We start from the raw sequence: 23730 nt of genomic DNA on the forward strand, positions 1-23730 counted from the left end.
TGGGGGCGCTGCCGGCCCGCGTCGCCCGGTGCGGCTCTTCTGGTCCCGGGTCCGCGCGTGGTACGAACCCTCCGTAGGCACCCCGCGACGGAAGGGACTCGGAATGGACCACGAGGGTACGAAGGGGCGGACGGTGTCGGCGGCGGAGCTGTTCGACGGCCTGGGGATCGCGTACGAACGCGCCTTCGTCCGGCTGCCGGCCCAGCTGGAGGCGGTCGAGTGGCTCACCGCGCGACTGGGTGCGGGAGCCAGGGTCCTCGACGTCGGCAGCGGTACCGGTCGCCCGGTCGCCGACCTCCTGGTGCGCGCCGGCTGCGAGGTGACCGGCATCGACGTGTCCGGCGAGATGGTCGCCCTCGCGAGCGCACAGGTGCCCGGGGCCCGCTTCGAGCGGTGCGACGTGCGCGCCTTCGACGCGCCGGAGGGCAGCTTCGACGCGGTGTGCGCGTTCTTCCCGCTGATGATGATGAGCCGGGCGGAGGCCGCCGCCGCCCTCAAGCGCATGGCCGGCTGGCTGGCGCCGGGCGGCTTCCTGGTGACGGCGACCGTGCCCGTGGACGTGGAGGACGTCGAGATCGTCTGGATGGAGCGTACGGTCAGGGTCTCCAGCTTCTCGGTGGAGGAGTACCTGCGCCTCCAGCGGGAGGACTGCGGGCTCGACGTGCTCCACCACGCGCTGTCGGTCTTCGACCCGGACGACGACCGCGCGGCTCCCGAGGACCACCTCTTCACCTACGCCCGCCGCCCGGTCGCGACGAAGGGTGTCTGACGGATCGTCAATTGACGGTGCATCAGTTATTGACGCTTCATCAGTCCGGTCACAGAATGCGGTCACCCGACGGAGGGATCGCCCGTGCCTCGACCGTTGCGCGTCATAGCCGCCGCCTGCACCCTGCTCCTCGTCACCGCCTGTAACTCCGCGTCCACCGGCGGAAGCAGCCCCTCCTCCGTACGCGGGGTCACCGCCGACTCCATCAGGGTCGGCGGCATCGTCTCCATGACCACCGCGAGCGGCTACTCCAAGAAGGACACCGACCTCGGCGCCCGCGCCCGCTACGACCGGGCCAACGCCGAGGGCGGGATCAACGGACGGAAGATCGAGTACCTGGGGGCCGAGGACGACGGCCAGGACCCCGCCAGGAACCTGGCGGCGGCCCGCAAGCTCGTCCAGCGGGACGAGGTCTTCGCCGTCTCTCCCATGAGCTCGGTCACCTTCGCCGGGGCCGACTTCCTCGACGGCCGGAAGGTCCCGACGGTGGGCTGGGGCACGCTCCCCTCCTTCTGCGGTCCCGAGCACCTCTACGGCTTCAACGGCTGCCTCGTCCCGACGCCCGGCGGCACGCTCAACCAGACCTGGCCCGAAGGCCTCGCGGCCGTCCTCGGCGGCGCGCACGGCAGGTCGGTCGCGCTGATCGCCGGCGACAACGACGCCGGCAAGTTCGGCATCCGTACCTTCACCCAGGGGTTCAAGGCGGCCGGCTTCCAGGTGCCGTACGCCAAGGCCGTGGTGCCGGCGACGTCGATGCCCAGCGACTGGTCGGCGTACACCAAGGAGATCCTCCGTTCCGGCCCCGGCGGCGGCGCACCCGACGCCGTCGTCTCCGTCATGCAGACGCCGTACAACATCGGCCTGTTCACCGCCCTCAAGCGGTCCGGCTACAAGGGCGTCATCTCCGACCCGACCGACTACGATCCCGGACTGCTCGCGAAGGAAGCGACGAAGCAGGCCCTCGACGGGGTGTACGTCCTGCTGCAGTTCCAGCCCTTCGAATCGGACAGCCCCGCGATGCGGCAGTTCAAGGCCGACATCAGGAAGGCCGCAGGCGGCAAGGACATCCCCCTCAACATGCACATGATGACGGGGTACATGAGTGCCGACCTCTTCCTCTCGATCGCGGAGAAGGCAGGCAAGGACCTCACCGTCGAGTCCTTCCAGAAGGCCGCCGACGGCTTCTCCGACACCGGGACGCTCGTCGGCGACCGTGCCGAACCCAAGGGACAGAAGGAGAGCTTCGGCTGCGGGGCGCTCGTCCGGCTGAAGAACGGGCGGTACGAGGTCGCCGTGCCGTTCCGGTGCTATCCGCCGATCCCCTTCGGCTGAGGGGCGCGCCACGTGGGTGACCTGCTGGGCTTCGTCCTGAGCGGGCTGGTCTCGGGCGCGCTGTACGCGCTGCTCGCGACCGGCCTCGTCCTGTCCTACTCCGCCTCCGGGCTCTTCAACTTCGCGCACGGCGCCACCGCCTACCTGTGCGCCCTCGCGTTCTACGAGCTGCACTCCGGCTTCGGCTGGCCGGCCGTCCCCACCGCCCTGCTCCTGGTGCTCGTGGTGGCGCCCGGCCTCGGCTGGGGCCTGGACCGGCTGATGTTCGGAAAACTGGCCGGGGCCGGCGAGACGGCGCAGATCGTGGCCACGATCGGTCTCCTCGTCGCGCTGCCCGCGGCCGGACTGTGGGTCGTCGAACTCCTGGAGCGTACGGGCGCCCCGGTCCAGCCCGCCGAGAACCAGTTCGGGCTGCCGGGCGTAGGGCCCAGCCCCGCGGTGTCCTGGCAGCCGCTCGACGGCGTGGGCATCGACTCCGACCAGCTGATCACCTGGATCGCCACCGCCCTCGCGGCGGCCGGCCTGTGGGCCCTGATGCGGCACACCCGGCTCGGCCTGCGGCTGCGGGCGGCGGTCGACAACCGGACGCTGACCGAGCTGCGGGGCATCAGCGCGGACCGGCTGTCCTCGATCGCGTGGATGCTGTCGTCCGGCCTCGCGGGCCTCGCCGGTGTCCTCGCCACCCCGCTCCTCGGCCTCTCCGCGCACGACTACACGCTGTTCCTGTTCGTCTCGGCCACCGCCGCGGTCCTCGGGCGCTTCACGTCCGTCCCGCTCGCCTTCGCGGGCGGCCTCGGGCTCGGAGTGCTGCAGAACCTGGTGGCGGGGTACGCGTCGTTCGCCGAGGACATCACCGGCTTCCGCACGGCCGTACCGTTCCTCATCCTCTTCGCCGGACTCGTCGTCCTCGGACGGCGGCGGAGCCGCGCGGCGGGCACGGCGGCCGCGGACCCGCCCCCGGTCGACTACCTCGCCGGGAAGGGCCGGGGCCGCCGCTGGGGTCCCTGGCTGGCGGCCGGCGCGCTCCTCGGCACGGCGTTCTACACCGTCACCACACCCTTCTGGAGCGGCATCCTGGCCCAAGGGCTCGCGATCGGGCTCGTCTTCATGTCGTTCACGGTGGTCACCGGCCTCGGCGCGATGGTGTCCCTGGCCCAGGCGACGTTCGTGACCGCCGCCGCCCTGGTCGCCGGGCTGCTGATGAGCCACGGCTGGCCCTTCGTCGCCGCGGCCGCCGCCGGCACCCTGGCGGCGGCCCTGCTCGGCGCCGTGGTCGCCCTTCCCGCCCTGCGGCTCGGAGGCAGAACACTGGCCCTGGCCACCCTGGCGCTCGCCTTCCTGGCGGACCAGGTGCTCTTCCAGCTCGGATGGCTGCGCAACGGCGACACCGGCTGGGAGGTCCCCCGGCCGGTGGCCGGACCCGTGGACCTCGGCGACGACCGGGCGCTGGGGCTCGCCCTCGTCCTGCTCAGCGGGGTGACGGTCGCACTCCTCACCTGGCTGCGCGGCTCCCGCTGGGGCCGGGCCATGCTCGCGGTCCGCTCGGCCCCGGAGGCCGCCGCCGCGTCGGGCGTTTCGGTGGTACGGACGAAACTCCTGCTGTTCACGGTGTCCGCGGGCCTCGCCGGCTTCGGCGGGGTGCTCTACGCCTCGTACAACACCAGGATCACCGCCACGGACTTCACGGCGATGACGGGCCTGGTCTGGCTGGCGGTCGTGGTCGCGGCCGGGGTGCGCAGACCGCAGTTCGCGGTGGTGGCGGGCCTCGTCTTCGCGGTGGTCCCGCACCTGATGGCCACGTACGTGACGGAGTCCGCGCAGCTCCCGGTGATCCTCTTCGGCCTGGCGGGCCTCGCGCTGGCGAACGACCCGGACGGGTACTGCGCCGCACTGCCGTCGAGACGAGCGGCCCGACGGGCCGCGAAGCGGAGACCGGCGGGGGAGGGCCCGCCCGAGCGGTACGTAGTCGGTGCCGGGGGCGCCGCGCCAGGAACGGGAACGGGAACGGAAACGGGCAGCGGCTCCCGCGAGGCGCCGAGCGCGCTCGAACTGACCGGCGTACACGCGGGCTACGGCGGCGCGCCCGTGCTGCACGGCGTGGACCTCGCGGTGCGCGGCGGTGAGGTGCTGGTGCTGCTCGGGCCCAACGGGGCCGGGAAGTCCACCCTCTGCCGGGTGGCGGCGGGACTGCTGCGGCCGGCCGACGGGCTCGTACGCGTACGGGGGGAGGACGCCACCCGCGACGCGGCGGTCACCCGGGCACGCCGTGGCGTACGACTGGCCCCCGAGGGGCGGGGCATCTTCGCCGGACTCTCGATCGAGGAGAACCTGGCCCTGCACCTGACGCGAGCCGAGGACCGCGACGCCGTGTACGCGCGGTTCCCCGCGCTCGCCGCCCGCCGCACCGTCGCCGCCGGGTCCCTGTCGGGCGGCGAGCAGCAGCTCCTCGCCCTCGCCCCACTCCTCCAGCGACCGCCGGCGGTCCTCGTCGCCGACGAACCGTCCCTCGGCCTCGCGCCCCGCGTCGTGGACGAGGTCTTCCACCTCCTGACCGAACTCCGCGACCACGGCACCGCGCTCGTCCTCGTCGAGGAGAAGGCGGCCGAGGTGCTCGGCATCGCCGACACCGTCGCCTACCTGGCCCAGGGCGAGATCGCCTGGTCCGGGCCCCGGTCCGAGGTGGACCGGGACCGGCTCGCCGAGGCCTACCTGGGGACGGGAGTCCGCCGATGAACCACACGACGAACCCCACGACGAACCACACGCTGCTCCGCGCGAGCGGGATCGACGTCCGCTTCGGCGGCGTCCACGCCCTGCGCGGCGTCACCCTCTCCGTCGGCCCCGGTGAGATCTACGGCCTCATCGGACCGAACGGCGCGGGCAAGACGACTCTCTTCGACGTGCTGTCGGGGATGCGGCGGCCGGACGCGGGAACGATCGCGTACGACGGTACGGACATCACCCGCCGGTCCCCCGTCTGGCGGGCCCGGCACGGCATCCGTCGTACCTTCCAACGCCAGCAGCTCTTCGGCCAGTTGACCGTCACGGACAACCTCGTCGTGGCACAGGAATGGCGGGGCGGAGTACGGCCCGCCGCGCGGCGCCACCGGGAGCGGGCCGCCGCCGTGCTCCACGAGTGCGGACTCGACGCGCTCGCGGGCTCGTACGCGGGCGGGCTGCCCGTCGGACAGGCCCGCATGGTCGAACTGGCCCGCGCCCTCGCCGATCCGCCCCGGGTCCTGCTCCTGGACGAACCGGCGTCCGGGACGACCGTCGAGGAGCGCCGCGGACTCGCCGCCGTCATCCGCCACATGGCCGACGAGGAGAACTGCGCCGTGCTGCTCGTCGAGCACGACGTGGCCTTCGTGATGGAACTGTGCTCACGCGTCGTGGTGCTCGACCTCGGCCGGGTCCTCGCCGAAGGAACGGCCGCCGAGGTCCAGACGGACCCGGCGGTACGGGAGGCGTACCTCGGCACCGGCCCCGGTGGGGCGTAGGTTCCGTCGTCACGTGTCATGCCCGCGGTGCTGCCGGCGCGTCCCAGTCGATGTGGTGGTCGAACTGCCAGGCCGTCTTCTCGGGGTTGACCAGCTTCATGGCGACCGGCATCACGAGGTCGCGCAGCACGCGGCCGACCGGGCCCGCGGTCTTGTTGCTGTTCGTGCGGGCGCCGAGCTTGATGATGCGTTCGACGCGGGGGCGGCGCAGTCGTTCGTACGCTGCGAAAGCCTGGTCGTAGGGCAGGTCCCGCAGGCAGCGCGCCAGTTGGACGGCGCTTTCGGCGGCGATGGAGGCGCCCTGCCCGGAACTGGAGGAGGCGGCGTGGGCCGCGTCGCCGATCAGGGTCATGCGGCCGCGGGTCCAGTGCGCGACTCCCGGCATGTTCTCCATCGGGCCGGTGATGAGGAGATCGTCGGCCTCGGTGCGGCTGATCATCCCGAGGGCGGGGGTGCGGTCGTCGGCGAAGGCGTTCCGCAGGACGCGCATCCACGCGTCCGCGCCGATGGCCTGGGCCTCGGAGACCGTCATCGGGGCGCGGTGGGGCAGGTTCACGAACCACACCGCCGAGGAGTCCTCGAAGACCTGGTAGCCGAAGAACGCGCGCTTGCCGAAGCACATGTACATGACGCCGTCGGTGGAGGGCATCCCCGACCGGTGCATCCGTGCTCCGAAGCAGACCAGGCCGGCGTAGTTCGGCTGTGCCGCGGCCGGGTCGATCAGGGAGCGGACCGTGGAGCGGATGCCGTCGGCGCCGATGAGGACATCGGCGCTCGCCTCCGTACCGTCCGCGAAGTGCGCGGTGATGCCGGATCCGGTCTCCGTCGTGCCGGTCAGCCGCTTGCCGTGGTGGACGGGGACGGAGCGGCGCTCCGCCTCGTCGTGGATCGCCCGGTAGAGGTCGGCGCGCCAGACGAACCGCGGGGACGGGAGGTGGGAGGGCGGGGCGAACCGCGCGAGGTCCCTGCCCGTCCAGCTGCGTAGTCCCATGGCGGTGACCGGTGTGCCGATGGCGCGGACGAGGTCGCCCGCGCCGATCGCGTCGAGGGCGTTCTGGCCGTTGGGAGCGATGGTCATACCGCCTCCGATCCCATCGGCCGTGGAGCCGTACGCCTCGTGGACGGAGGCCTCGATGCCCGCCTGGCGGAGGGCCATCGCGGCGACCGGGCCCGCGATGCCGCCGCCGATGACGAGCGCGGTGCGGGTTCCGTCGGTGCGGGTCATGACTGGTGCCCCCTCGGGTCGTGGATCGTGGGTACGCCGCCGCTCCTGTGCGCGCGGCGCACGTCCTGGAAGTACGCGCGGGAGAACATCGCCGACAGGATCGCGACGCCACCGCGGTGGACGCGGATCTCGCTGTTCGTCGCGGAGCCGGACAGGCGGACACGGCGGCCGGTCGCCGTGTCGCGGGTGGATGAGGGCGGGGAGTCCTTGACCTTGCCGCGGGCGGTCCACCTCAGGCTCCCGTGGTCGACGGCGGTGGCGTCGTCGACGAGCAGTTTGACCACGGCCCGGTCCATGTCGAGGTGGATCTCGACGTCGTCGGGAAGGCCGGGGGAGCGGAGGTCGAGGACGGCGGTGCCGTGGCGGGCCTTGACCTCGAAGCGGCCGGCCTCGGTCCAGTCGCCGAGGTGCTTGACGAGGTCGTGGTCGGAGTGGATGCGCTCGGTGAGGGACATGTCGGTGGTTCCTCTCGGGGCTACGTCGCGTCGACGATTCGATAGTTTCACTGAAACTAGTTTCTCGTCAACTAGTCACTCCGGGCTAAAATCGCGTCCATGACCGCATCCGCTCCCCGCAGCTCCCCCCTCGCCCTGACCGTCCTGGCCCTGCTGCACTACAAGCCGCTGCACCCGTACGGCATCCAGCGGCTGGTCAAGGACTGGGGCAAGGAGCAGGTCGTCAACGTCAGGCAGCGCGCGAGCCTCTACCGCACGATCGAGAGACTCCATGGCGACGGGCTGATCGCGGTCCTCGAGACCGGGCGCGATCAGCAGTACCCCGAGCGGACCGTGTACGAGGTCACCGACGCGGGACGCGAGATCGCCCGCGCCTGGCTGGAGGAGATGCTCTCCGCGCCCAAGCAGGAGTTCCCCGAGTTCCCGGCCGCCCTCTCGAACCTGCTGCTGCTCACGCCCGAAGAAATGGCGGACGTACTGCAGCGGCGGGCCGACGCCCTCGCAGCGCAGCTCGACGGACTGGAAGCGGCCATGACCGCCGAGGCGGAGCGGGGTCTGCCGCGCATCACCCGCCTGGAGACCGAGTACCTGCGGGCGGTGACGGCCGCGGAGCTGGAATGGGTACGCACAGTGGTCGAAGACCTGCGAGCCGGCCGGCTCTCGGCGTCGCAGGAACAGCTGGAGGCCCTCGCGTCCGAGCCGACGCAACCGTGAGCCCGCCTCCGACGCGTCCGGGTACGGCCTGACGCGTCGCGCTCTCGCGGGGTCAAACGCGCGGCGAGCGTTGACCGGTGGCCGGATCCGCCTGGACGCCGTCGCTCCGGCAGCAGCCCCCACGACAGGTGGCCGCCCTGCCTGAGGACCGGCACTTCGGCCGCCACCGCAGTGCCCGGCGACGAGGCGACGTCCGTCGGCACGGCCATCGAGCCCCCGCGACGCAGGCTGCTCCTTCCACGAGCGCGGGAGGGCGCCGACTCCGGTCGACCGAAGCAGAGCAGAGCGGTTCCGCTCAGTGGTCAGGCGGGAACGCCGGCCCGGTCCATGACGGCGGCCATCTCGTCCTCGGGCAGCGCCGGGTTGGCCCCCGCGCTGGAGGCCAGTTCGGGGACGAGGAGGGCCTCGCGGAGCCGGTGGAGCGGGAGGCGCGGATCACCGACCGCCGCCTGCCGCGTCCAGACCGCGGGGTCGTGGCTGAGCCGTTCGATCAGCTCCGGCGTGGCCGCCGGGTCCCGGACGGCCAGCCGGCGGTAGTTCCCGTCCGGGTGGTCCGCGTAGCGCGCGGCGAGACCCTCGCGGGGAAAGCGGGGATGCGTCTCCGCCATCCAGGCGGAGAACGTCCCACCGAGCCGCGCGAACACACGCATCAGGACCTCCTCCGGGGTGTCGGGGTGGTGGATGCCCAGAAGGTTCTCAAGGACCGGGTCCTCGACGCGTGCGAGGAGGCGCAGCAGGTCGGGCGGCAGGTGGGGGCTCCGGGCGGCGGCGCGCCGGAGCAGCGGGTGGGCGGAGGTCGCCGCCCGGCGCAGCACCTCGGGGTCGGCCGACCCGTCCCGTACCCACCGCACGCCGTCCCCCCGGTCGAAATCGTCGGCCGTGAAGTCGATCGCCATGCGTCGCGTCTCGTCCAGCTCGGGCCTGACGGAGACCGCGAGTCGTACGGCCTCGTCGGGGTCGACGGCGAGCCGCTCCACGAGGTCGGCGGGCAGCGACGGGTTCTCCGCGAGGGCCTCCAGGTGCCTCCGCTCGGCGACGCACCGCTCGGCATCGGTACGGGCAAGGAGCCCGCGGCGCAGCGCCTCGGCGGCGGACTCCGGACCGCGGAGGAGTTCCGCGGTGAGACGCGCGTCCCGTCGGCACTCCCGCAGTGCGGCCGCCCGCCGCACCCCGGGGTCGGGGTCGGCCAGCAGCGCCGACCGCTCGCCCGGCGACAGGATCCCCCATGCCCGCACCGCGCCCCGGCGCGCCGCCGGATCGTGGTGAGCAGCCATCGAGGCCACGAACGACGGCGCCAGATGGGGCGAGTCCAGCAGCGCCGCGCGGACGGAGGGGTCGGGATCGTCGAGCAAGCGGGCGCACACGGCGTCCGGCAGCGGCTCGACCGTCGTACGCGGAAGGCGGTCAGGACCGTACGCGAGAGCGACCCGCACCTTGGGCGAGGGGTCGTCCGCGAGCCGCGCCCGCTGTACGGCCTCCGCCCTGGCACTCAGAGCGAAGTCGATCCGAACGCCCGGATCCGGATGCGCCAGGATCACCTCGACGGCCTGCCCCGCAAGCCCGCCCCGCCGGAGGGCATCACGGGGCGGACGGCCGCCGCCCCCGTCGAAGGCGAGCAGCCGCAACAGCAGCGGCGTCGGCAACGCCGAATTGCGGGCGATTCCGTCCAGCGCGGATGCGTGGAACGCGACCATGACTCCCCTGCCCCTGCGTCTTCCCCGATTGATCCGCGCCCATGATCTCCCGGACGCCCGTCAGAAACCGTCGAGCGGCCCCGGCCGCCCGGCCGGAGCAGGGCTACGGACACTGTCGCATCCTTGCCGCGCTCTACCGGCGGGCGGGGGACGGCAACTTCGGCCCTGAGTACACGCTGCTCCCTCCCGCCCGGACAACGGCTGCCGAAGAAGGCACCACGGTCGACGGCGACCCCGACCGCGTACCGCCGGCCACCGTTCGTACCGGCACGTTGTGGCACTACTCGTTCCTGCCTCCGACAGCTCGGGCACCGTCAGGTGTCCGAGCTGTCGGCCGAGGATCTCGCGGGCTCGCAGGCCGGCCTGGAAGCGGGAACGGGCGTTCAGGGCGGTCATGAGGGCGGCGACCCGTCGGCGGTAGGTTCGCAGGGACACTCCCCGCAGGCGGGACGCGGCCTCGTCCGTGTGGCCGGCCGCCAGGGCCCGCAGGACGGCCCGTTCGGCGTCGCCGAGACGGGGAAACGGCGTACGGCGGTACGTGGCGAGGTCCGTCGAGGTCTCCCAGGCCGTCTCGAACAGAGCCCGCACCCCGGCCACCACGTCCGGCTCCTGGACGACGCTGTACGTACGGGGTTCTCCCGGGACGGACCGCGGGGCCGCCAGTACGGCGAGGCGCCGGTCGACGACGATCGCCTCGTGGACCGGGGGCGCGGGCGAGATCCGGATCTCCGCGCCGGCCCCGCCGAGGCGCCCCAGCAACTCCCGGCCGTCGGGGGCCCGGAAGACACCGGGCCCGTACAACTTGCGCACCACGACACCCGGCGGGAGCGCGCGACGCGCACGCGGGGCGGCGGTCGACCACGTCCCAGGCTCCCCGGCGGCGCAGAGGAACTCCCGTCGCACCCCCTCGAACAGGGCGCCCGCGCACCGTACCAGCTCGGCCTCGCCCCGCAGCGTCACGACGCCTTTCGTCGTCATGGCACCGAGCTGCCACTCGTTCGCCTTCGACACGAGGCATCCCGAGCATCCGGAGGCATGACCACGCCCCGTGAGAACCCGCCCTCCGCCTTCCCTCTCGGCGGAGACCTTCCCGTCGCCCGCATGGGCTTCGGCGCCATGCGGCTCCCCGCCCGCGAGATCGCCGATCCCGCGAACGAGGCGAACCGCAAGGCCCGTGAACGGACCGTGTGGCACCCCTGGCAGCCACGGACGCGGGCTGTGCTGACGACCGTACGGTTACGGCCGTACGGTCGTCAGTACGGCTACGGCAGCACGGGATCCGGCAATCAGGTCACGCCCAGCCGTCCTCGTTGCTGCCGGTCTCATAGTCGAAGGGCTCGACGTGCTCCCACTCGACCCCGGTGACGCGCCCGAAAGCGGTAGGAGCGGCCTCGAGCAACTCTTCCGCCACGGCGGCCTCATCGCTCGTATAGGGAGAGAAATCGACCCCCGCCGGATCCGTCAGAATCTCCCCGTAAGCCTTTCTGCCCGCCAGGATCACAGCGCAGCGGGCGTAAAGGAATCCGTCCTCGGACAACGGCAAGGGCCGCCCTGACCGGGAAACAGCCCCCTTGACCGGTGTATCAGCCAGAATCTTGAGGTCGAGCCGAAAAAGCGACTCGGCCAGCACATCGGCGAACTCGGTGATCTCGCCCGGTGAACGGTCGGTCAGCCTGGCCGAGATCGCCCCGCAGTGGATCGAGATATCGGAATCGGCGGACGCTTCGATGATTTCCCAGAATTCGGACTCGTTCAACTTTCACCCCTCGGGCCACGACTCCGAGGCAACTTACTCGACACGCCGAAACGGAACAAGAGACCAGCGAGTCGGTGGGGTGCCGCTCGGGCACCCCGGCATCCGCCGCGCCCTCTCCTTCCCGGAGGAGTACGCGTGGTGAAGTCTGCACAACCAGGAGTGTTGATGCTGGGTCAGCTTCTCCTTGTTGACCTGACCCTGGACTCGGTTTCCCTTTCCTGCGCCGTATTTCCAAGCCTTCCCGTTGCGGTATATGGAAGTTGATCCTTGCGGACTGAGTCCGCTTCCTCACGCCGCAGTGCAGCGAACAACTTGCCGAACTGCCGTGGGGTCAGCCCGGTGAACGGGGCTGTCCAAGACGGTTCTGACGCTGCTACTGAGCTTGAATGCGTGATGTCGGCCAGTCGTCCATGATCAGGCCGGTTGCGGTCATCCCTGGGACCGAGCTGGTGCGGTCCGTGGACGGGTGGTCTGGGCGCGGTTGCGGGCCCGGACAGCCCGGCGCTCCCCGGCTTCGGCGAGCACCGCGGCTCTGGCTTCCTCTCCGGCGTCGAATGCCGCCGGAGAGAAGCGGTCGCTGGCTCTGACATGCCGTTCCCAGTCGTCCTGCCAGAACTCCACCGTCCAGCCCGGCCACAACTCTGGTACTTGGTAAGCCTGTGGCGAGGAGTAGAGGGACCACCAGCCCAGGTGGCGGCGTTCCGGGGCGAGGTGGATGCCGGAGTTGACGTGCAGGTGGCAGCCTCCGTGCCCGGGGGCGTTTGCCAGGCGGTTGAGCAGGGCGACACCCTCGCGGACAGGGTGGTCGAAGGCGTCAGAGGCGACGTGGCAGCGACCGGTGCTGACCGTGATCACCACACCGCCTGGGTCGGGCCCGGCCAAGTCCTCGTCTTCGGGGGCGAGGAGCGGGGCCAAAGAGGGATCCGAATCGCGGCAGCGGACGTACTCCGGGTCGAGCCCGACGTACTCACGCAGTTCGGCCGAGCCGTCGTACAGCCAGCGGACTTCCCAGCCCGGCCACGCAGCGCGGATCAGCTCGAACATGGCCGCGCGGTGGCGGAGCTCAGTGCTTGGCCCTTCCCAGGCGAAGAACAGGAGCACCTTCCGGCCGAGGTCGAGCAGTATCCCGCCCTGGGCCATGGTGTCGTCCAACCACCAGTCGTCTTGGCGGAGTCCGGGAAGCATGGCGAGAACCTGCGTCGGCCCTTCCAGCAGGTCGAGGTCGATTCCGACCGCCCAGCCGGTCCGGTACAGCTCGTGTGTGCCGTTCTCGCGGACCACGATGACGTTGGCTCTGTCTCCCATTGGGTCAGGATGACCGGGCGGGAGGCTGTCGGCTATCCGTTTTCGGCGGCTGCGAGGCTCCGGTGTCCAGAGAGTGAAGGCGTGCGGACAGGGTGGGGGCCGGGGGCGTGGTCATGCCCCTTGGAATAGTGTCGGCAGTAGATGCGGCCGGTGTCGCCCAGCCGCAGGTTCTTGTGGAAGTCGCCGAGTCAGGTGGTCAGCGGGGTCGAACCCCATGACGTGGTGAGTTCGCCCCGCACCTCGGTGGTGTACGGGTCGACGAAGACGGTGCGCTGCTTCTGGCCCGGTTCGGGAAGCGACAGCACCACGCGCATGGTGTCCTTCGGCTCTGCGGAGGGGGCCTCCAGGTGAGCGGTCCGCGCCGCGGCGATCTGCTCGGCGAGCGGACGGGGCTGGTCGAGCTGTGTGTGGTGAGAGGGAGGAGTCGTGTGCCGAGCCTCTCCAGTTCCCGCGAATCCGCGTGGTATTGGTCACCTATTGCGATGGTTTGGCTGATACGGATGGCTGGGCAATCCATTCCTGCCGGAATGATCCGAACCTCGACATGGTGAGGTGGCCCAGATGCCCAACCCGAGTCCGGAACCGATCGCGACCTTCTGTGGAAAGTGTGACTGCGGGTGCCCGCAGCTGTTCGTGGACGCCGATGCACCCGAGGACAGGCGGGTGCGCATCACCGACGACTTCGGGCAGCAGGTGCAGATGAGCGAGGACCAGTTCTCCGACCTCGTCGCCCAGGCCAAGGCCGGTGCGCTGGACCGTCTGACCGTGGGCGCGGCTTCGCCCTCCTCCTGAGACCAGGAAGCCGACGGTCCGCTGGAACGGAAGCACGGAGTTCGCGGGCCGTCGGTCCCTGCTCATGTCGGAATCCCTGGCGGCGGGGTGCTGTCGACCACCGCCATCATCACGTACGAGGGTGACGTCCGCGGCACCGATGGCCGCGTTCCCGCAGGGTGCGCACGAGAGCGGCTTTCTTCTCGGGAATCGGCGTGAGCCCGTGCGCGGTCGATCGACGACCGCTCGGCCCAACGGATGCTCCGAACCGTGCTCCACCAGCCGCTGCACACGGGCCTTCCCGGCCTGGTCCTCCTCCACCAGCCGGGCGGTGCGGGCGAGGCGCGTGTCCGCACCGACCGCCGTGGCCCGTACGAGCAACAGTCGGGCGACGTTGACCGAACCTCCCACCACCAGGGCCCCCGGTTCGACCCCGATCGGCTCGCTCTCCCCGGTCACCAGGGACAGGTCCACCGCCGAACCGCCCACGACCACCTCGCTGTCGGTGGCGACGCGCTCGCCGGGCCGTACGCGGAACGTCTGGCCGACACGCAACCGCGCGTCACGAGTGGCCCCCGTGGTGCGTGTTCCCCGTGCCGGGCGTCGGACCCGTCGTGGACGGCGGGTCCGAGAGGGGGCCGACCGGTCCCACGGCCACTCCGAGCGCGTACGACCCCGTGAAGACCAGGGCCAGCAGCAGGAGGAATCCTCCGAGGACGAAGGGCGGTGACGCGAACCGTCCTGTCGCTTTCGCGGGGGAGGGCGATTCTCGTGGCTTGTCCATCGGCGGCCTCTCCAGAGCGTGTCGTACGGCACCGGAGGGATCGGGCCGTGTTTCCGGAGGAGTCGGATGGTCGCACGGTTCGGTTCCCGGGGCGGGCACCGCCAAGGGCACGGGTGCTTCATCGCCCGGTGAGCAGGGTGAGCAGGGTGAGCAGGGCGATCAGGGAGGTCCGTGCCCGTGCGACCCGCCAGCGGACCGTGCCGTACCGGGCTGGGCGGTGCCGTGGCTGTGACCTCCCCCAAGCTCTCGGCTTCGTTCGAGCAGGGGACCCCCATTCCGGCCCGGGGGTTCAGGCCGTCTGGGTGGCGGCGTGTTCGTGTTCGCAGGTGTCGTGGATGCCGTATGTCTCCCAGGTGGGGAAGTCGTCCTCGGGGGGTGCTTGCTCGCCGGGGGAGAGGAGGCAGGCGTCGAGGGCTGTGCGGAGTGCTTCGGTGCGCAGGTCGGTGCCGATGAACACCAGCTCTTGGCCCTGTTCGGTGCCGGGGTCCCGGGTGCCGGAGGGTTCGAAGCGGGCGACGGCGCCGGCTTGGGACCACAGTCCGGTCAGGCGCGGTCGGCTGGCGAGTTGGAAGAAGCCCTTGGAGCGCAGGATTCGTCCGTAGGTGCCGCTGTCGAGGTCTTTGGTGATGAAGGTCCAGAGGCGGTCGGGGTGGAAGGGGGCTTTGGAGCGGTACACGAGGGAGGAGATGCCGTATTCCTCGGTCTCGGGTACGTGGTCGCCGTTGAGTTCCTTGACCCAGCCGGGGGCCTGTTGGGCGCGTTCGACGTCGAACAGGCCGGTGTCCAGGACCTGTTCGAGGGCCACGTGCCCATGGACGGCGGGGACGATCCGGGCTTCGGGGTTGAGGCGGGCGAGCGTGGCGCGCAGCCGTGCGGCCTGGTCCGGTCCGACCAGGTCGAGTTTGTTGAGGACGATGACGTCCGCGAATTCGACCTGGTCCACGAGGAGGTCGCTGACGGTGCGTTCGTCGTCCTCGTACGGGGCGAGTCCGCGCGTGGCGAGTTCGTCGCCGCCGGCGAGTTCCGGGAGGAAGTTCGCGGCGTCGACGACGGTGACCATGGTGTCGAGGCGGGCGAGGTCGGCGAGGGTGGCGCCGTCGTCGCGGGGGAAGGAGAAGGTGGCGGCGACGGGCATGGGCTCGGAGATGCCGCTGGACTCGATGAGCAGGTGGTCGAACCGGCCCTCGCGGGCGAGGCGGTCGACCTCTTCGAGCAGGTCGTCGCGCAGGGTGCAGCAGATGCACCCGTTGGTCATCTCCACCAGGCGCTCCTCGGTGCGGGACAGGGCGGCCTCGCCGCCGCGCACGAGCGCCGCGTCGATGTTGACCTCGCTCATGTCGTTGACGATGACCGCGACCCGCAAGCCCGCGCGGTTGCCGAGGACGTGGTTGAGCAGGCTGGTCTTCCCCGCGCCGAGGAAGCCGGACAGGACGGTCACGGGCAGTCGGCCGTACGTCGTCATGAGCGGCTCAGCCCTCGGGGCGGATCAGGCCGCGCTCGTACGCCTTCACCAGGCGCTGCGGCACCTGGTGGACCGAGCCGTCGATCGTGATCGGGACTAGCTGGGGTGTGGTGGCCTTCCACTGGGCCCTGCGGTGGCGGGTGTTGCTGCGGGACGTCTTCCGCTTGGGGACGGCCATGGGGATCTCCAGGGGGTGGTGGATCGGGTAGTGGTCGAGAACATATATGGAAATGGATGTCATTATCAATTCGTCTCGGTGTTGCTCGACCTCGTCGGGTGGGTACTTCGCATGGTCGGGGCGGCTTCGCCAGTGCCCGATCCGGCCGTCGGAGCCCGGCCCGTGGGCCCCTCGCCCGTGATTCCCGTGATCGCCTCGACCGATGTGTACAGGGGGGCGTCGCCCAGCAGATCGGCGCTGACAAGGTCGATGTCGTCTCGATCGCCAGCGACTCGGCGCAGGATCCCCACTCGTACGGGCCAGTACCCGCATCCAGCCGGCGCTGGCCGAGGCGCCGCCGTGGCCGTCACCGAGTCCGTGCCCCCCACCTGGCCGAGGCGTGCAGCCTGGTGAGCAGGACGCCGGCCGACGCCGACGCACTCGATCGAGAACGCCCTGGACCGGTGATGGGCCGCCCAGAGGCTGTCACGCCGCCTTCCCCACCGGCTCCGGTGGGCCGCTGGATGGCCGGCCGGGTGGCGCCGGTGATCGGCATGCGGGCCGGCGCACGGGTCCGTAGCTGCCGCGTGCTGTGACGCGAGCTGGACCTGAGCCGGACCTGGACCTGCGGCCGGGGGAGCTCAGGGGCGGACCCACGAGGTGCCGACTACGGCACGCCGTCCGTTCACCGTGTCCCTCACGGGGGCGTCGGCGCGCATGGCGGCGACCCGGTCGCAGGCGGTTCAGGCCGCCACGTGCTCGGGGCGTTCGACCTGCCTGGGACGCTCCCTGCGGACGGGGCCCCACTTGTTTCCGGGCGTCCAGGCATGACGCGGCTGAAGATCGAGACATCCGTTCCCGCGAGCCGTCCGGATGTCGTGGTCGAGGCACTTCACGCGGCCGGTGCGGGTTATGTCGGCGAGTGCGCGCGGTGCCACAGCGCCTGGAAGGGGACCGGAAGTTGGCGACCGCCGCCCGGGTCACACGGCCGCCGGCCGCGCCGCGGCTGGCGCGCACACGGAGGACCTTCGGAAAAGGGGCGCTTGCGCAGGCCTCGTATCGCCTCCCGCTGATGTTTTGCCTGGTGGAGCACCGGGGCCCAGTCGCACCCGGAAGGAGACACGGACCCCCATGCCCGCCACCGCCCCCGCGCTCACCGCCCTCGCCGGCGACTGGGGCGCCCTGGCGCCCCTGCACAGCAGGATCGAGACGTGCATCGAGCGCGCCCTGTAGTCCCGGCACGACCTGAGCGTTCGGGGGTACTCGCTGCTCGACGTGCTCAGCCAGAGCGCCACGACCCGCCCGGTCAGCCGGCTCGAGGACCGAGGACCGAGGGCTGCGGGCTGCGGACCGCTCTCCCGGTACCTGTGTGCCCCACCGACCGCCGCGGCATCTGCACCGATGTCACCACGGTCGGTCCGGAGCTCCCGGAGGAGGCCCGGTCGGCCTACGACGCCGCCCTGTGCGAGGCACTCGACGGGGCCGCGAAGAACTCCGAGCCGGCCCCGCTCGTCGCGGCGGTCGAGCATGCCGACGCCGAGAGCGGACCCTCCGGCACGAGCGGGGGCGTGAGGTTCCGGTAATCCCCGCGTCATACGAAACACAGCGGAAACGCCTGTGTACGCATCGCGAAACGCACCGCCACGAGGCTCTCCTCCTACCCTGTAGGAGGAGACCGTTGATGCCCCTCGCCGCCGCACCCCGGCTCGACACCGGCGACACCGCCTGGCTGCTGGCCGCCACCGCGCTGGTTCTGCTGATGACCCCGGGCCTGGCTCTGTTCTACGGCGGCATGGTCCGCACGAAGAGCGTCCTCAACATGCTGATGATGAGCTTCGTGTCGATCGCCCTGGTCACGGTGGTCTGGCTGGTCGCCGGCTACTCGCTCGCGTTCGACGAGGACGCCTTCGCGGGCCTGATCGGCGGCCTCGGACACCTCGGCCTGGCTGGCATCGGTCCCGACACCCTCACCGGCACGGTTCCCACCTTCCTCTTCAGCACCTTCCAGCTGACCTTCGCGATCATCACGGCGGCGCTGATCAGCGGCGCGGTCGCGGACCGCACCAAGTTCGCGGGCTGGCTCGTCTTCGTGCCGGTATGGACGCTTCTCGTATACGTTCCCGTGGCGCACTGGGTGTGGGGTCCCGGCGGCTGGATCTCCCACTCGCTGGGCGCCCTCGACTTCGCGGGCGGACTCGTCGTCGAGATCGCGTCGGGCGCGTCCGGCCTCGCGATGTGCCTGGTGCTCGGTCCGCGCATCGGCTTCAAGAAGGACGCGATGCGGCCGCACAATCTGCCGATGGTCCTGCTCGGCGCGGGTCTGCTGTGGTTCGGCTGGCTCGGCTTCAACGGTGGCTCGGCGCTCGGCGCGAACGGTCTGGCCGCCGCGTCCCTCCTCAACACCCTCGTCGCCGGGTGCACCGGTCTCCTCGGCTGGCTCTTCGTCGAGCAGCGGCGCGACGGCCACCCGACCACGTTCGGCGCGGCGTCCGGCGCGGTCGCCGGGCTCGTGGCGATCACTCCCGCGTGCGGGGTCGTCGGCATGCCGGGCGCGGCGGCGGTCGGTCTCGCCGCGGGCGTCGTCTGCTCGTACGCGGTCGCCTGGAAGTTCCGCTTCGACTACGACGACTCCCTCGACGTCGTGGGCGTGCACTTCGCCGGAGGCGTCGTCGGCACGCTGCTGATCGGCCTGTTCGCGACCTCGGTGATGACCGGCGGCAAGGAGGGGCTGCTGTACGGCGGCGGGCTCGGCCAGCTCGGTCGGCAGGCCCTCGCCGTGGCGGTCGTGGCGGCGTACACCTTCCTCGTCACGTACGGGATCGGCAAGGTCCTCGACCGGGCGATGGGGCTGCGGGCCTCCGCCGAGGAGGAGTTGACGGGACTCGATCAGACGGTGCACGCGGAGACCGCTTACGATCACGGCGTGCTCGGCCACGGCGGCGCACCGCTGCACGCCGCGTCCCCCGTCACCCCGCTCGTCAAGGACAGGAAGCCCTCCGCATGAAGCTGATCACCGCGATCGTCAAGCCGTTCCGCCTCGACGAGGTGAAGAACGCGCTCCAGGAACTCGGCATCAACGGGCTGACGGTCACCGAGGCCAGCGGCTACGGGCGCCAGCGCGGCCACACCGAGGTGTACCGGGGCGCCGAGTACCGCGTGGACCTCGTCCCCAAGGCCCGGATCGAGGTCGTCGTCGAGGACGTCGACATGGAGCCCGCCATCGACGCCATCGTCCGAGCCGCCCACACGGGCAAGATCGGCGACGGCAAGGTGTGGGCGGTGCCGGTGGAGACGGTGGTGCGCGTCCGCACGGGGCAGCGCGGCCCGGACGCGCTCTGACGTACGGGGCGGCACCGGGTCGCCTTCGCCAGCTCCGCTCAACGGCTGAACCGCGGCGCACGCGCATAACCGCGCCGCCCTCACGGTATATACGCCCCGATATATACCCATAGCGCCATCCTGCGTCCCGTCGACCCGGGTGCCTGGCGTGGTGTCGAGCCGTGGAGGACCCCATCACCGGAACCCCACCCCCGAGCCGCGTGACCGATGCGCAGGGCAGCCAGCCCCAGGAAGCCGACCTGCTGCGGACGATGCTGCGGCGGCCCGAGTACCGCAAGGCCCTGGTGTTCTCCGGGCTGATCGGCGTTCCGGTGGCGCTCGTCGCCTTCTGGTTCCTCGTGGCGCTCCACGAGCTGGAGGGCCTGATCTGGACGGACTGGCCGAAGGACCTGGGCTGGAAGCAGGCTCCCTGGTGGTGGGGGCTCATGCTGCTGCCGGTGGCCGGGCTCGTCGTCGGTCTGGTGGTCGCACGCCTGCCCGGCCGGGGTGGACACATCCCGGCGGGCGGGCTGCATGCGGGCGGGGTCACGAAGCAGGCCCTGCCCGGTGTAGTCCTCGCCGCGGTGGCCGGTCTCCCGCTCGGCGCCGTACTGGGCCCCGAGGCGCCGCTGATCGCCCTGGGCGGAGGCCTCGCGCTGTTCTTCGCGGGCCTGGTCCGCGCCCCGCAGACCGAGGCGAGCACGGCGCTGCTCGGCGCGGCCGGGGCGGCGGCGGCCATCTCCGCGCTCTTCGGGAACCCGGTGGTCGGCGCCGTGCTGCTGATGGAGGTGGCCGGGGTGGGCGGACCGCAGCTGTTTGCGGTGATGCTGCCGGCGCTGCTGTCCAGCGGCGTGGGAGCGTTGATCTTCACCGGGTTCGTCCACTGGACGGGCCTGGAGACGGGGAGCCTGGACATCGGGCTGCCCGAGCCGCCGCCGCTCGACGGCGCGGACGTGCTGTGGGTCCTCGTCGTGGCGCCCGCCGTCGCGTTCGTCGTCCACTGGGCCCTCGTGGGCGGCCGGTTCGCGGCCCGTTTCGTGGTGAGCCGGATCGTACGGAACACGGTTCTCTGCGCGACGGGCGCGGCGGTCTGCATCACGCTCTACGCCGTCACCACCGGTCGCTCGCCCGCCGAGGCAGCCCTGTCCGGCGAGGCGACGCTGTCCGAGCTGGCGCAGAGCCCCCACGCCTGGTCGGTGGGCGCCCTCGTCGCGATCCTCGTCTTCAAGGGCCTCGCGTACACGCTGTGTCTGGGCAGTCTTCGCGGTGGCCCCGTCTTTCCCGCGCTGTTCCTGGGCGGAGCGACCGGCGTCCTGCTCGCCCCCCTGCCGGGCCTCGGTCTCGTGCCGGCGATGGCGATCGGCATGGCCGCCTCGGTGACCGCGGCGCTGCGGCTGCCCGTGAGCGGCGTGATCCTGGTCGTGCTCCTGCTGGGCAACGCGGAGACGGTGGCTCTGGTGGTACTGGCCGCCGTCCTGTCCTTCGTCGTCACCGAGCTTCTGCCTCAGGGCCCGCGCATCCCCGCCTTCGGCGAGCGTGCGACCGGGCGTCCGACCGGGTGAACGCGTCGTCCCTCGCCCCGGCAGCCATCAGCTGCTCGGGGCGGGGGCACGGCGCTCCGGCGGTCAGGAGCCGAGGAGCTTGCTCTTCTGAGCCGCGAACTCCTCCTCGGTCAGCACGCCCTGTTCCTTCAGCTGACCGAGTTCCTTGAGCTGAGCGATCTTGCTGCTCATGTCGTCGGCCGGCGCGGGAGGCGCGGGCTCCGGGGCCTGCTGCGGTGGCGGAGCGTACTGCTCGGCCGGCGGCGCCTCCTGCCGGGCCCAGCGGCCTGCCTGGCGCCGCGAGACCCTGTTGGAGACGGCGGTCGCGGTCCCGGCCACCACCGCGGTGCGTGCCACACCGCGAAGAAGTCCTGGCATGTCGATCCTCCTTGACTGTCTGTCGTCCGCCGGCGTCAGGCGGCGGCGCTGCCGCCCGATTCCTCCACGGCGTCCAGCGAGGCCAGCAGAGCCTGCACGGGGATGCGCCCGCCGGCCACGAGCTGCGCGCCGCCGCGCCGCAGTTCCCGCGCGAGGGGGGCGGCCCAGAGGTTCTCGTAGACGATGATGCCGGCCGAATTGCCCGGCTCCAGGGCCGTCCCCGCCTCGTCGAGGTCGTCCTGGCCGAGGAGCCCTGATGAGGAACCCTCGAACACGGCCAGGTCCAGCTCGCCGTCGGCGTCGAAGTCCCCGAGTTCCAGGCCGACGACACTGCCGTCGGCGTCCTTCCGGACGAACGTGAGGTCGAGAATGCGGATGATGCCTCTTTCGACCAGATCGAGGAGGAGGGGCAGTCCCTTGCCCGTCATGCGGTTGCCGGGAAACTCGATGACCAGGTAGTCCACCGGCCCCATGTCCTCGAATTCATCGCTCATGACCACTCCACACGCAGTTGGGAAGGACTTGACCGACCCCGTCCCGTCCGTGCCGCGTCTCGACGGACGCCCCGGACGCAGTCCTGTTCCCATTGCAGCATCGGCCGGTGCGCCTCGCACGTTCACACCGAGCCCGTGGAGACGACGAGTCCGACCCGGAGGTGGTCGGGAGGCGTCGACTGCGGCCCACGCGCAGGCCGGGGCCCGGGCTGCGGCCCGACGTGGCCGTCCGTAGCCGGTACGACAGCGGCTGGTCGGCCTGCGGGGAGTCAACCGTCCTGATCGTCTCCATGGCGAGGCCGTGGTCGACGAGGAGGTCCTCCCGCAGTTGCGGTGCGAGGCCCCGCATGTCCATCTGGTGCTCGATGTCCGTACCGGGCAGCCGCAGGATCTCGGGGCGCGCGGCGACGGGCTTGAGCCCGGTGGCCATGGCGGGCAGAAGGCGGTGCGGATTCAGAAAGGGAACGCCGCTGACGGAGTGGATCAGGTCGTAAGGGGCGGCTTCCCGCAGGTGGTCGACGGCGTCGGCGCACACCGGGCGCAGCCCCGGGGTCCAGGATGCGCAAGCCGATGACGGCGCCGAGCACGTCGACGCCGGGGCCGACCCGGGGGACGTCCCAGGCCCAGTCGCCCAGCTCGGGCAGGTCGAAGGTACGAGTGAGCCGGTGCCGGCCGTAGAGAGCCCGGATCTTGGCGATGTGCTTCCCGATCTCCGGCACGGTCCGGCACGAGGTGCTTCCTTCCGTTCGCGCGACGGGTGGTCAGGGGCGCGGTGTGTAGCAGCGCAGGAGGTCGAGGTCGGCGGTGCGCACATGGGACCTTGCCAACAAGTGGGCCATGCGCGGGATTACGCGTCGTCGTGGAGCTCGGCTCGGATGCGGCGGGAGGGGCGGAAGGCGTAGAGATCGAGAATGTCGGACGGGCCGGTGAGGTCGGGGCCGCTGTCCTTGATCCAGGCGGTGGTGCCGGTGGTGCCGGTGGTGTCGGTGGTGGCGTCGGGGCCGTTGACGAGGCCGAGCCAGACAGGGGGGCCGCCGTTCTTGCGACCTTCGGCGGAGGGCTGGACGACTTCGCGCAGTGGGCGCAAGCCGTTGAGGCCGATGATGACGGCGGAGCCCTCGTGGCCGGCGACGCCGAGGGGTAGGGGCAGGGGCCGATCATGCCCCAAGCGGCCAGGACGGTGATGAACGCGTCGGCGGTGACCAGGTTCTGGATGACGAGGCGGCATGCGGTGTGCGAGAGCTGCACGATCGAGGGGATGGCGGCCAGTTCGTCGCGCCAGCCACCACAGCCTCACCAAGACCAGGGAGCACGAACGATGCCTTCGCCCAACGGTCACCGGGGCAACGACGCGTTCTCCACCACACACCTGCCCGTACACCGACGCTCTGACCAGGGAGAACGGGTCGTCTACTCGGAATGTCCATCACGACCGGCACCTTGGGACTTCAAGATCCCCGACAGCGTCAAGATCCCCGACAGAGTCAAGTGAGTTGTCGCCCCGGCGCGTCCTGGCGGGCAAGGACGCGTGAGGCCCGCGACGCGTCTGGCCGCAGCCACGGCCCGCGGCAACGCAAGTGGCCGCCCACTGGTTCAGGCGGCTGGGCCGCAGCCCTTGGGCGTCCACTTCCCAAGGACCGGTCGCGAACCCATCCAGGCCTTCCTCGGGCCGTTCGGGAGCATGGACACGGTCCGTTCGGCCAGGCTCTTCGGAGGCGGCAGCACGGCCGGCTCGCGGACTCGTCAGTGGCTGGCGCGGGCATCGACTTTCAGTCCTCCGATTTGTCGTCGTCCTTGTCGAGCCCGGGTTGTCGGAGGCCCCCAGTACATCGAAGCGGTATCGCCCCAGCTCCCATGACGGCCGGGCCGGGTGAGCGTACGGCGGGTCGCCGAGCCACGCTCTTCACCGACCGGACAGTTCGTAACTGTCGGTGTCAAGTGCGGCGAGTGAGAGTGAGCGACGATGACGACTGTGAGCGGGCGGGAAAGTCAGCCTGCCCAGCGGAGGGGGGCCGCGGCTGGCTGTCGAAGGTGTTCACACCCGACCCTGCGGGCTTCACCGGGCGCGTGGCGTGTTG

Annotated in this window: 20 protein-coding genes and 5 pseudogenes; 10 read left to right on the top strand and 15 right to left on the bottom strand. The window is 71.3% G+C overall.

What is annotated here, in order from left to right; translation table 11 throughout:
- The first annotated feature begins 103 nt into the window (after positions 1-103).
- From ACH4TP_RS29740 to ACH4TP_RS29755, 4 genes are all read left to right on the top strand, one after another.
- A complete protein-coding gene (locus ACH4TP_RS29740) occupies positions 104-769 on the top strand; it encodes a class I SAM-dependent methyltransferase (protein WP_398439633.1) in 666 nt (221 codons plus the stop codon).
- 84 nt (positions 770-853) lie between these two features.
- Positions 854-2101: an ABC transporter substrate-binding protein gene (locus ACH4TP_RS29745; RefSeq protein WP_398439634.1), complete on the top strand. Its 1248-nt coding sequence runs from the start codon at positions 854-856 to the stop codon at positions 2099-2101.
- 12 nt (positions 2102-2113) lie between these two features.
- Entirely contained in the window at positions 2114-4834 is a 2721-nt protein-coding gene (locus tag ACH4TP_RS29750) for an ATP-binding cassette domain-containing protein (RefSeq protein ID WP_398439635.1), read from the top strand.
- A complete protein-coding gene (locus tag ACH4TP_RS29755; protein ID WP_398183053.1) occupies positions 4831-5598 on the top strand; it encodes an ABC transporter ATP-binding protein in 768 nt (255 codons plus the stop codon). Before ACH4TP_RS29750 ends, ACH4TP_RS29755 begins: the two co-directional genes overlap by 4 nt.
- A 16-nt stretch (positions 5599-5614) precedes the next feature.
- Here the strand turns inward: ACH4TP_RS29755 and ACH4TP_RS29760 are convergent, their stop codons facing one another.
- Positions 5615-6823, bottom strand: a complete 1209-nt coding sequence (locus ACH4TP_RS29760) for an FAD-dependent oxidoreductase (RefSeq protein WP_398439636.1) — start codon at positions 6821-6823, stop codon at positions 5615-5617.
- A complete protein-coding gene (locus ACH4TP_RS29765; protein ID WP_398183048.1) occupies positions 6820-7278 on the bottom strand; it encodes a hypothetical protein in 459 nt (152 codons plus the stop codon). The genes ACH4TP_RS29760 and ACH4TP_RS29765 overlap by 4 nt, the downstream gene beginning before the upstream one ends.
- Before the next feature lie 99 nt (positions 7279-7377).
- On the opposite strand from ACH4TP_RS29765, the gene ACH4TP_RS29770 reads away from it, so the two are divergent.
- Positions 7378-7992 (top strand): helix-turn-helix transcriptional regulator, encoded by a 615-nt coding sequence (locus tag ACH4TP_RS29770; RefSeq protein WP_398439637.1) that lies wholly within the window; start codon positions 7378-7380, stop codon positions 7990-7992.
- A gap of 302 nt (positions 7993-8294) precedes the next feature.
- Here ACH4TP_RS29770 and ACH4TP_RS29775 read toward each other — a convergent pair whose 3' ends face one another.
- The 6 genes and pseudogenes from ACH4TP_RS29775 to ACH4TP_RS29800 form a co-directional block, all read right to left on the bottom strand.
- Positions 8295-9686 (bottom strand): Mucin-2, encoded by a 1392-nt coding sequence (locus tag ACH4TP_RS29775; protein ID WP_398183042.1) that lies wholly within the window; start codon positions 9684-9686, stop codon positions 8295-8297.
- 60 nt (positions 9687-9746) lie between these two features.
- Positions 9747-10697 carry a hypothetical protein gene (locus tag ACH4TP_RS29780; RefSeq protein WP_398439638.1) on the bottom strand — a complete coding sequence of 317 codons (951 nt, stop codon included), beginning with the start codon at positions 10695-10697 and terminating at the stop codon, positions 9747-9749.
- Positions 10698-10977: 280 nt separating this feature from the next.
- Positions 10978-11442, bottom strand: a complete 465-nt coding sequence (locus tag ACH4TP_RS29785) for a DUF4240 domain-containing protein (RefSeq protein WP_398439639.1) — start codon at positions 11440-11442, stop codon at positions 10978-10980.
- Between the two features lie 266 nt (positions 11443-11708).
- A pseudogene (locus ACH4TP_RS29790) lies at positions 11709-11837 on the bottom strand (IS5/IS1182 family transposase); the annotation flags it as partial.
- A 34-nt stretch (positions 11838-11871) separates the two neighbouring features.
- Entirely contained in the window at positions 11872-12747 is an 876-nt protein-coding gene (locus ACH4TP_RS29795; RefSeq protein ID WP_398439686.1) for a hypothetical protein, read from the bottom strand.
- Between the two features lie 191 nt (positions 12748-12938).
- A pseudogene (locus ACH4TP_RS29800) lies at positions 12939-13136 on the bottom strand (PepSY domain-containing protein); the annotation flags it as partial.
- 172 nt (positions 13137-13308) lie between these two features.
- Here ACH4TP_RS29800 and ACH4TP_RS29805 point away from each other — a divergent pair.
- Entirely contained in the window at positions 13309-13539 is a 231-nt protein-coding gene (locus ACH4TP_RS29805) for a hypothetical protein (RefSeq protein WP_389233673.1), read from the top strand.
- A 252-nt stretch (positions 13540-13791) separates the two neighbouring features.
- Here the strand turns inward: ACH4TP_RS29805 and ACH4TP_RS29810 are convergent.
- The 3 genes and pseudogenes from ACH4TP_RS29810 to rpmF all read right to left on the bottom strand — a co-directional run.
- Positions 13792-14073 (bottom strand): annotated as a pseudogene (locus ACH4TP_RS29810) (heavy metal translocating P-type ATPase); the annotation flags it as partial.
- 518 nt (positions 14074-14591) lie between these two features.
- The gene (locus ACH4TP_RS29815) at positions 14592-15764 is read right to left on the bottom strand and encodes a GTP-binding protein (protein ID WP_398439640.1); all 1173 of its coding nucleotides are present in this window, start codon (positions 15762-15764) and stop codon (positions 14592-14594) included.
- A 7-nt stretch (positions 15765-15771) separates the two neighbouring features.
- Positions 15772-15942: a 50S ribosomal protein L32 gene (rpmF, locus tag ACH4TP_RS29820; RefSeq protein WP_389233804.1), complete on the bottom strand. Its 171-nt coding sequence runs from the start codon at positions 15940-15942 to the stop codon at positions 15772-15774.
- Between the two features lie 1110 nt (positions 15943-17052).
- On the opposite strand from rpmF, the pseudogene ACH4TP_RS29825 reads away from it, so the two are divergent.
- The 4 genes and pseudogenes from ACH4TP_RS29825 (at position 17053) to ACH4TP_RS29840 (ending at position 20801) form a co-directional block, all read left to right on the top strand.
- Positions 17053-17504 (top strand): annotated as a pseudogene (locus ACH4TP_RS29825) (MarR family transcriptional regulator).
- A 98-nt stretch (positions 17505-17602) separates the two neighbouring features.
- A complete protein-coding gene (amt, locus tag ACH4TP_RS29830; RefSeq protein WP_389233667.1) occupies positions 17603-18925 on the top strand; it encodes an ammonium transporter in 1323 nt (440 codons plus the stop codon).
- On the top strand, positions 18922-19260 hold the full coding sequence (locus tag ACH4TP_RS29835) for a P-II family nitrogen regulator (RefSeq protein ID WP_398439641.1): 339 nt from the start codon (positions 18922-18924) through the stop codon (positions 19258-19260). Before amt ends, ACH4TP_RS29835 begins: the two co-directional genes overlap by 4 nt.
- 251 nt (positions 19261-19511) lie before the next feature.
- A complete protein-coding gene (locus ACH4TP_RS29840; RefSeq protein WP_398439680.1) occupies positions 19512-20801 on the top strand; it encodes a chloride channel protein in 1290 nt (429 codons plus the stop codon).
- A 63-nt stretch (positions 20802-20864) separates the two neighbouring features.
- Here ACH4TP_RS29840 and ACH4TP_RS29845 read toward each other — a convergent pair whose 3' ends face one another.
- From ACH4TP_RS29845 to ACH4TP_RS29860, 4 genes and pseudogenes are all read right to left on the bottom strand, one after another.
- The gene (locus ACH4TP_RS29845; protein WP_389233663.1) at positions 20865-21158 is read right to left on the bottom strand and encodes an SHOCT domain-containing protein; all 294 of its coding nucleotides are present in this window, start codon (positions 21156-21158) and stop codon (positions 20865-20867) included.
- Positions 21159-21193: 35 nt separating this feature from the next.
- Positions 21194-21652 (bottom strand): DUF6325 family protein, encoded by a 459-nt coding sequence (locus ACH4TP_RS29850; protein WP_389233660.1) that lies wholly within the window; start codon positions 21650-21652, stop codon positions 21194-21196.
- Between the two features lie 847 nt (positions 21653-22499).
- On the bottom strand, positions 22500-22739 hold the full coding sequence (locus tag ACH4TP_RS29855) for a (2Fe-2S) ferredoxin domain-containing protein (RefSeq protein WP_398439681.1): 240 nt from the start codon (positions 22737-22739) through the stop codon (positions 22500-22502).
- Positions 22722-22930, bottom strand: a pseudogene (locus tag ACH4TP_RS29860) (heavy metal translocating P-type ATPase); the annotation flags it as partial. The gene ACH4TP_RS29855 and the pseudogene ACH4TP_RS29860, both read right to left, overlap by 18 nt.
- Positions 22931-23730 lie beyond the last annotated feature (800 nt).

Source organism: Streptomyces sp. NPDC021012, assembly GCF_044333355.1.
Taxonomy (GTDB): domain Bacteria; phylum Actinomycetota; class Actinomycetes; order Streptomycetales; family Streptomycetaceae; genus Streptomyces.

Coding starts and splice junctions, on each gene's coding strand:
- ACH4TP_RS29740 (WP_398439633.1), top strand. CDS start 104: ATGGACCACGAGGGTACGAAGGGGCGGACGGTGTCGGCGGCGGAGCTG.
- ACH4TP_RS29755 (WP_398183053.1), top strand. CDS start 4,831: ATGAACCACACGACGAACCCCACGACGAACCACACGCTGCTCCGCGCG.
- ACH4TP_RS29760 (WP_398439636.1), bottom strand. CDS start 6,823: ATGACCCGCACCGACGGAACCCGCACCGCGCTCGTCATCGGCGGCGGC.
- ACH4TP_RS29765 (WP_398183048.1), bottom strand. CDS start 7,278: ATGTCCCTCACCGAGCGCATCCACTCCGACCACGACCTCGTCAAGCAC.
- ACH4TP_RS29770 (WP_398439637.1), top strand. CDS start 7,378: ATGACCGCATCCGCTCCCCGCAGCTCCCCCCTCGCCCTGACCGTCCTG.
- ACH4TP_RS29775 (WP_398183042.1), bottom strand. CDS start 9,686: ATGGTCGCGTTCCACGCATCCGCGCTGGACGGAATCGCCCGCAATTCG.
- ACH4TP_RS29795 (WP_398439686.1), bottom strand. CDS start 12,747: ATGGGAGACAGAGCCAACGTCATCGTGGTCCGCGAGAACGGCACACAC.
- ACH4TP_RS29805 (WP_389233673.1), top strand. CDS start 13,309: ATGCCCAACCCGAGTCCGGAACCGATCGCGACCTTCTGTGGAAAGTGT.
- ACH4TP_RS29815 (WP_398439640.1), bottom strand. CDS start 15,764: ATGACGACGTACGGCCGACTGCCCGTGACCGTCCTGTCCGGCTTCCTC.
- rpmF (WP_389233804.1), bottom strand. CDS start 15,942: ATGGCCGTCCCCAAGCGGAAGACGTCCCGCAGCAACACCCGCCACCGC.
- amt (WP_389233667.1), top strand. CDS start 17,603: ATGCCCCTCGCCGCCGCACCCCGGCTCGACACCGGCGACACCGCCTGG.
- ACH4TP_RS29835 (WP_398439641.1), top strand. CDS start 18,922: ATGAAGCTGATCACCGCGATCGTCAAGCCGTTCCGCCTCGACGAGGTG.
- ACH4TP_RS29840 (WP_398439680.1), top strand. CDS start 19,512: ATGCTGCGGCGGCCCGAGTACCGCAAGGCCCTGGTGTTCTCCGGGCTG.
- ACH4TP_RS29845 (WP_389233663.1), bottom strand. CDS start 21,158: ATGCCAGGACTTCTTCGCGGTGTGGCACGCACCGCGGTGGTGGCCGGG.
- ACH4TP_RS29850 (WP_389233660.1), bottom strand. CDS start 21,652: ATGAGCGATGAATTCGAGGACATGGGGCCGGTGGACTACCTGGTCATC.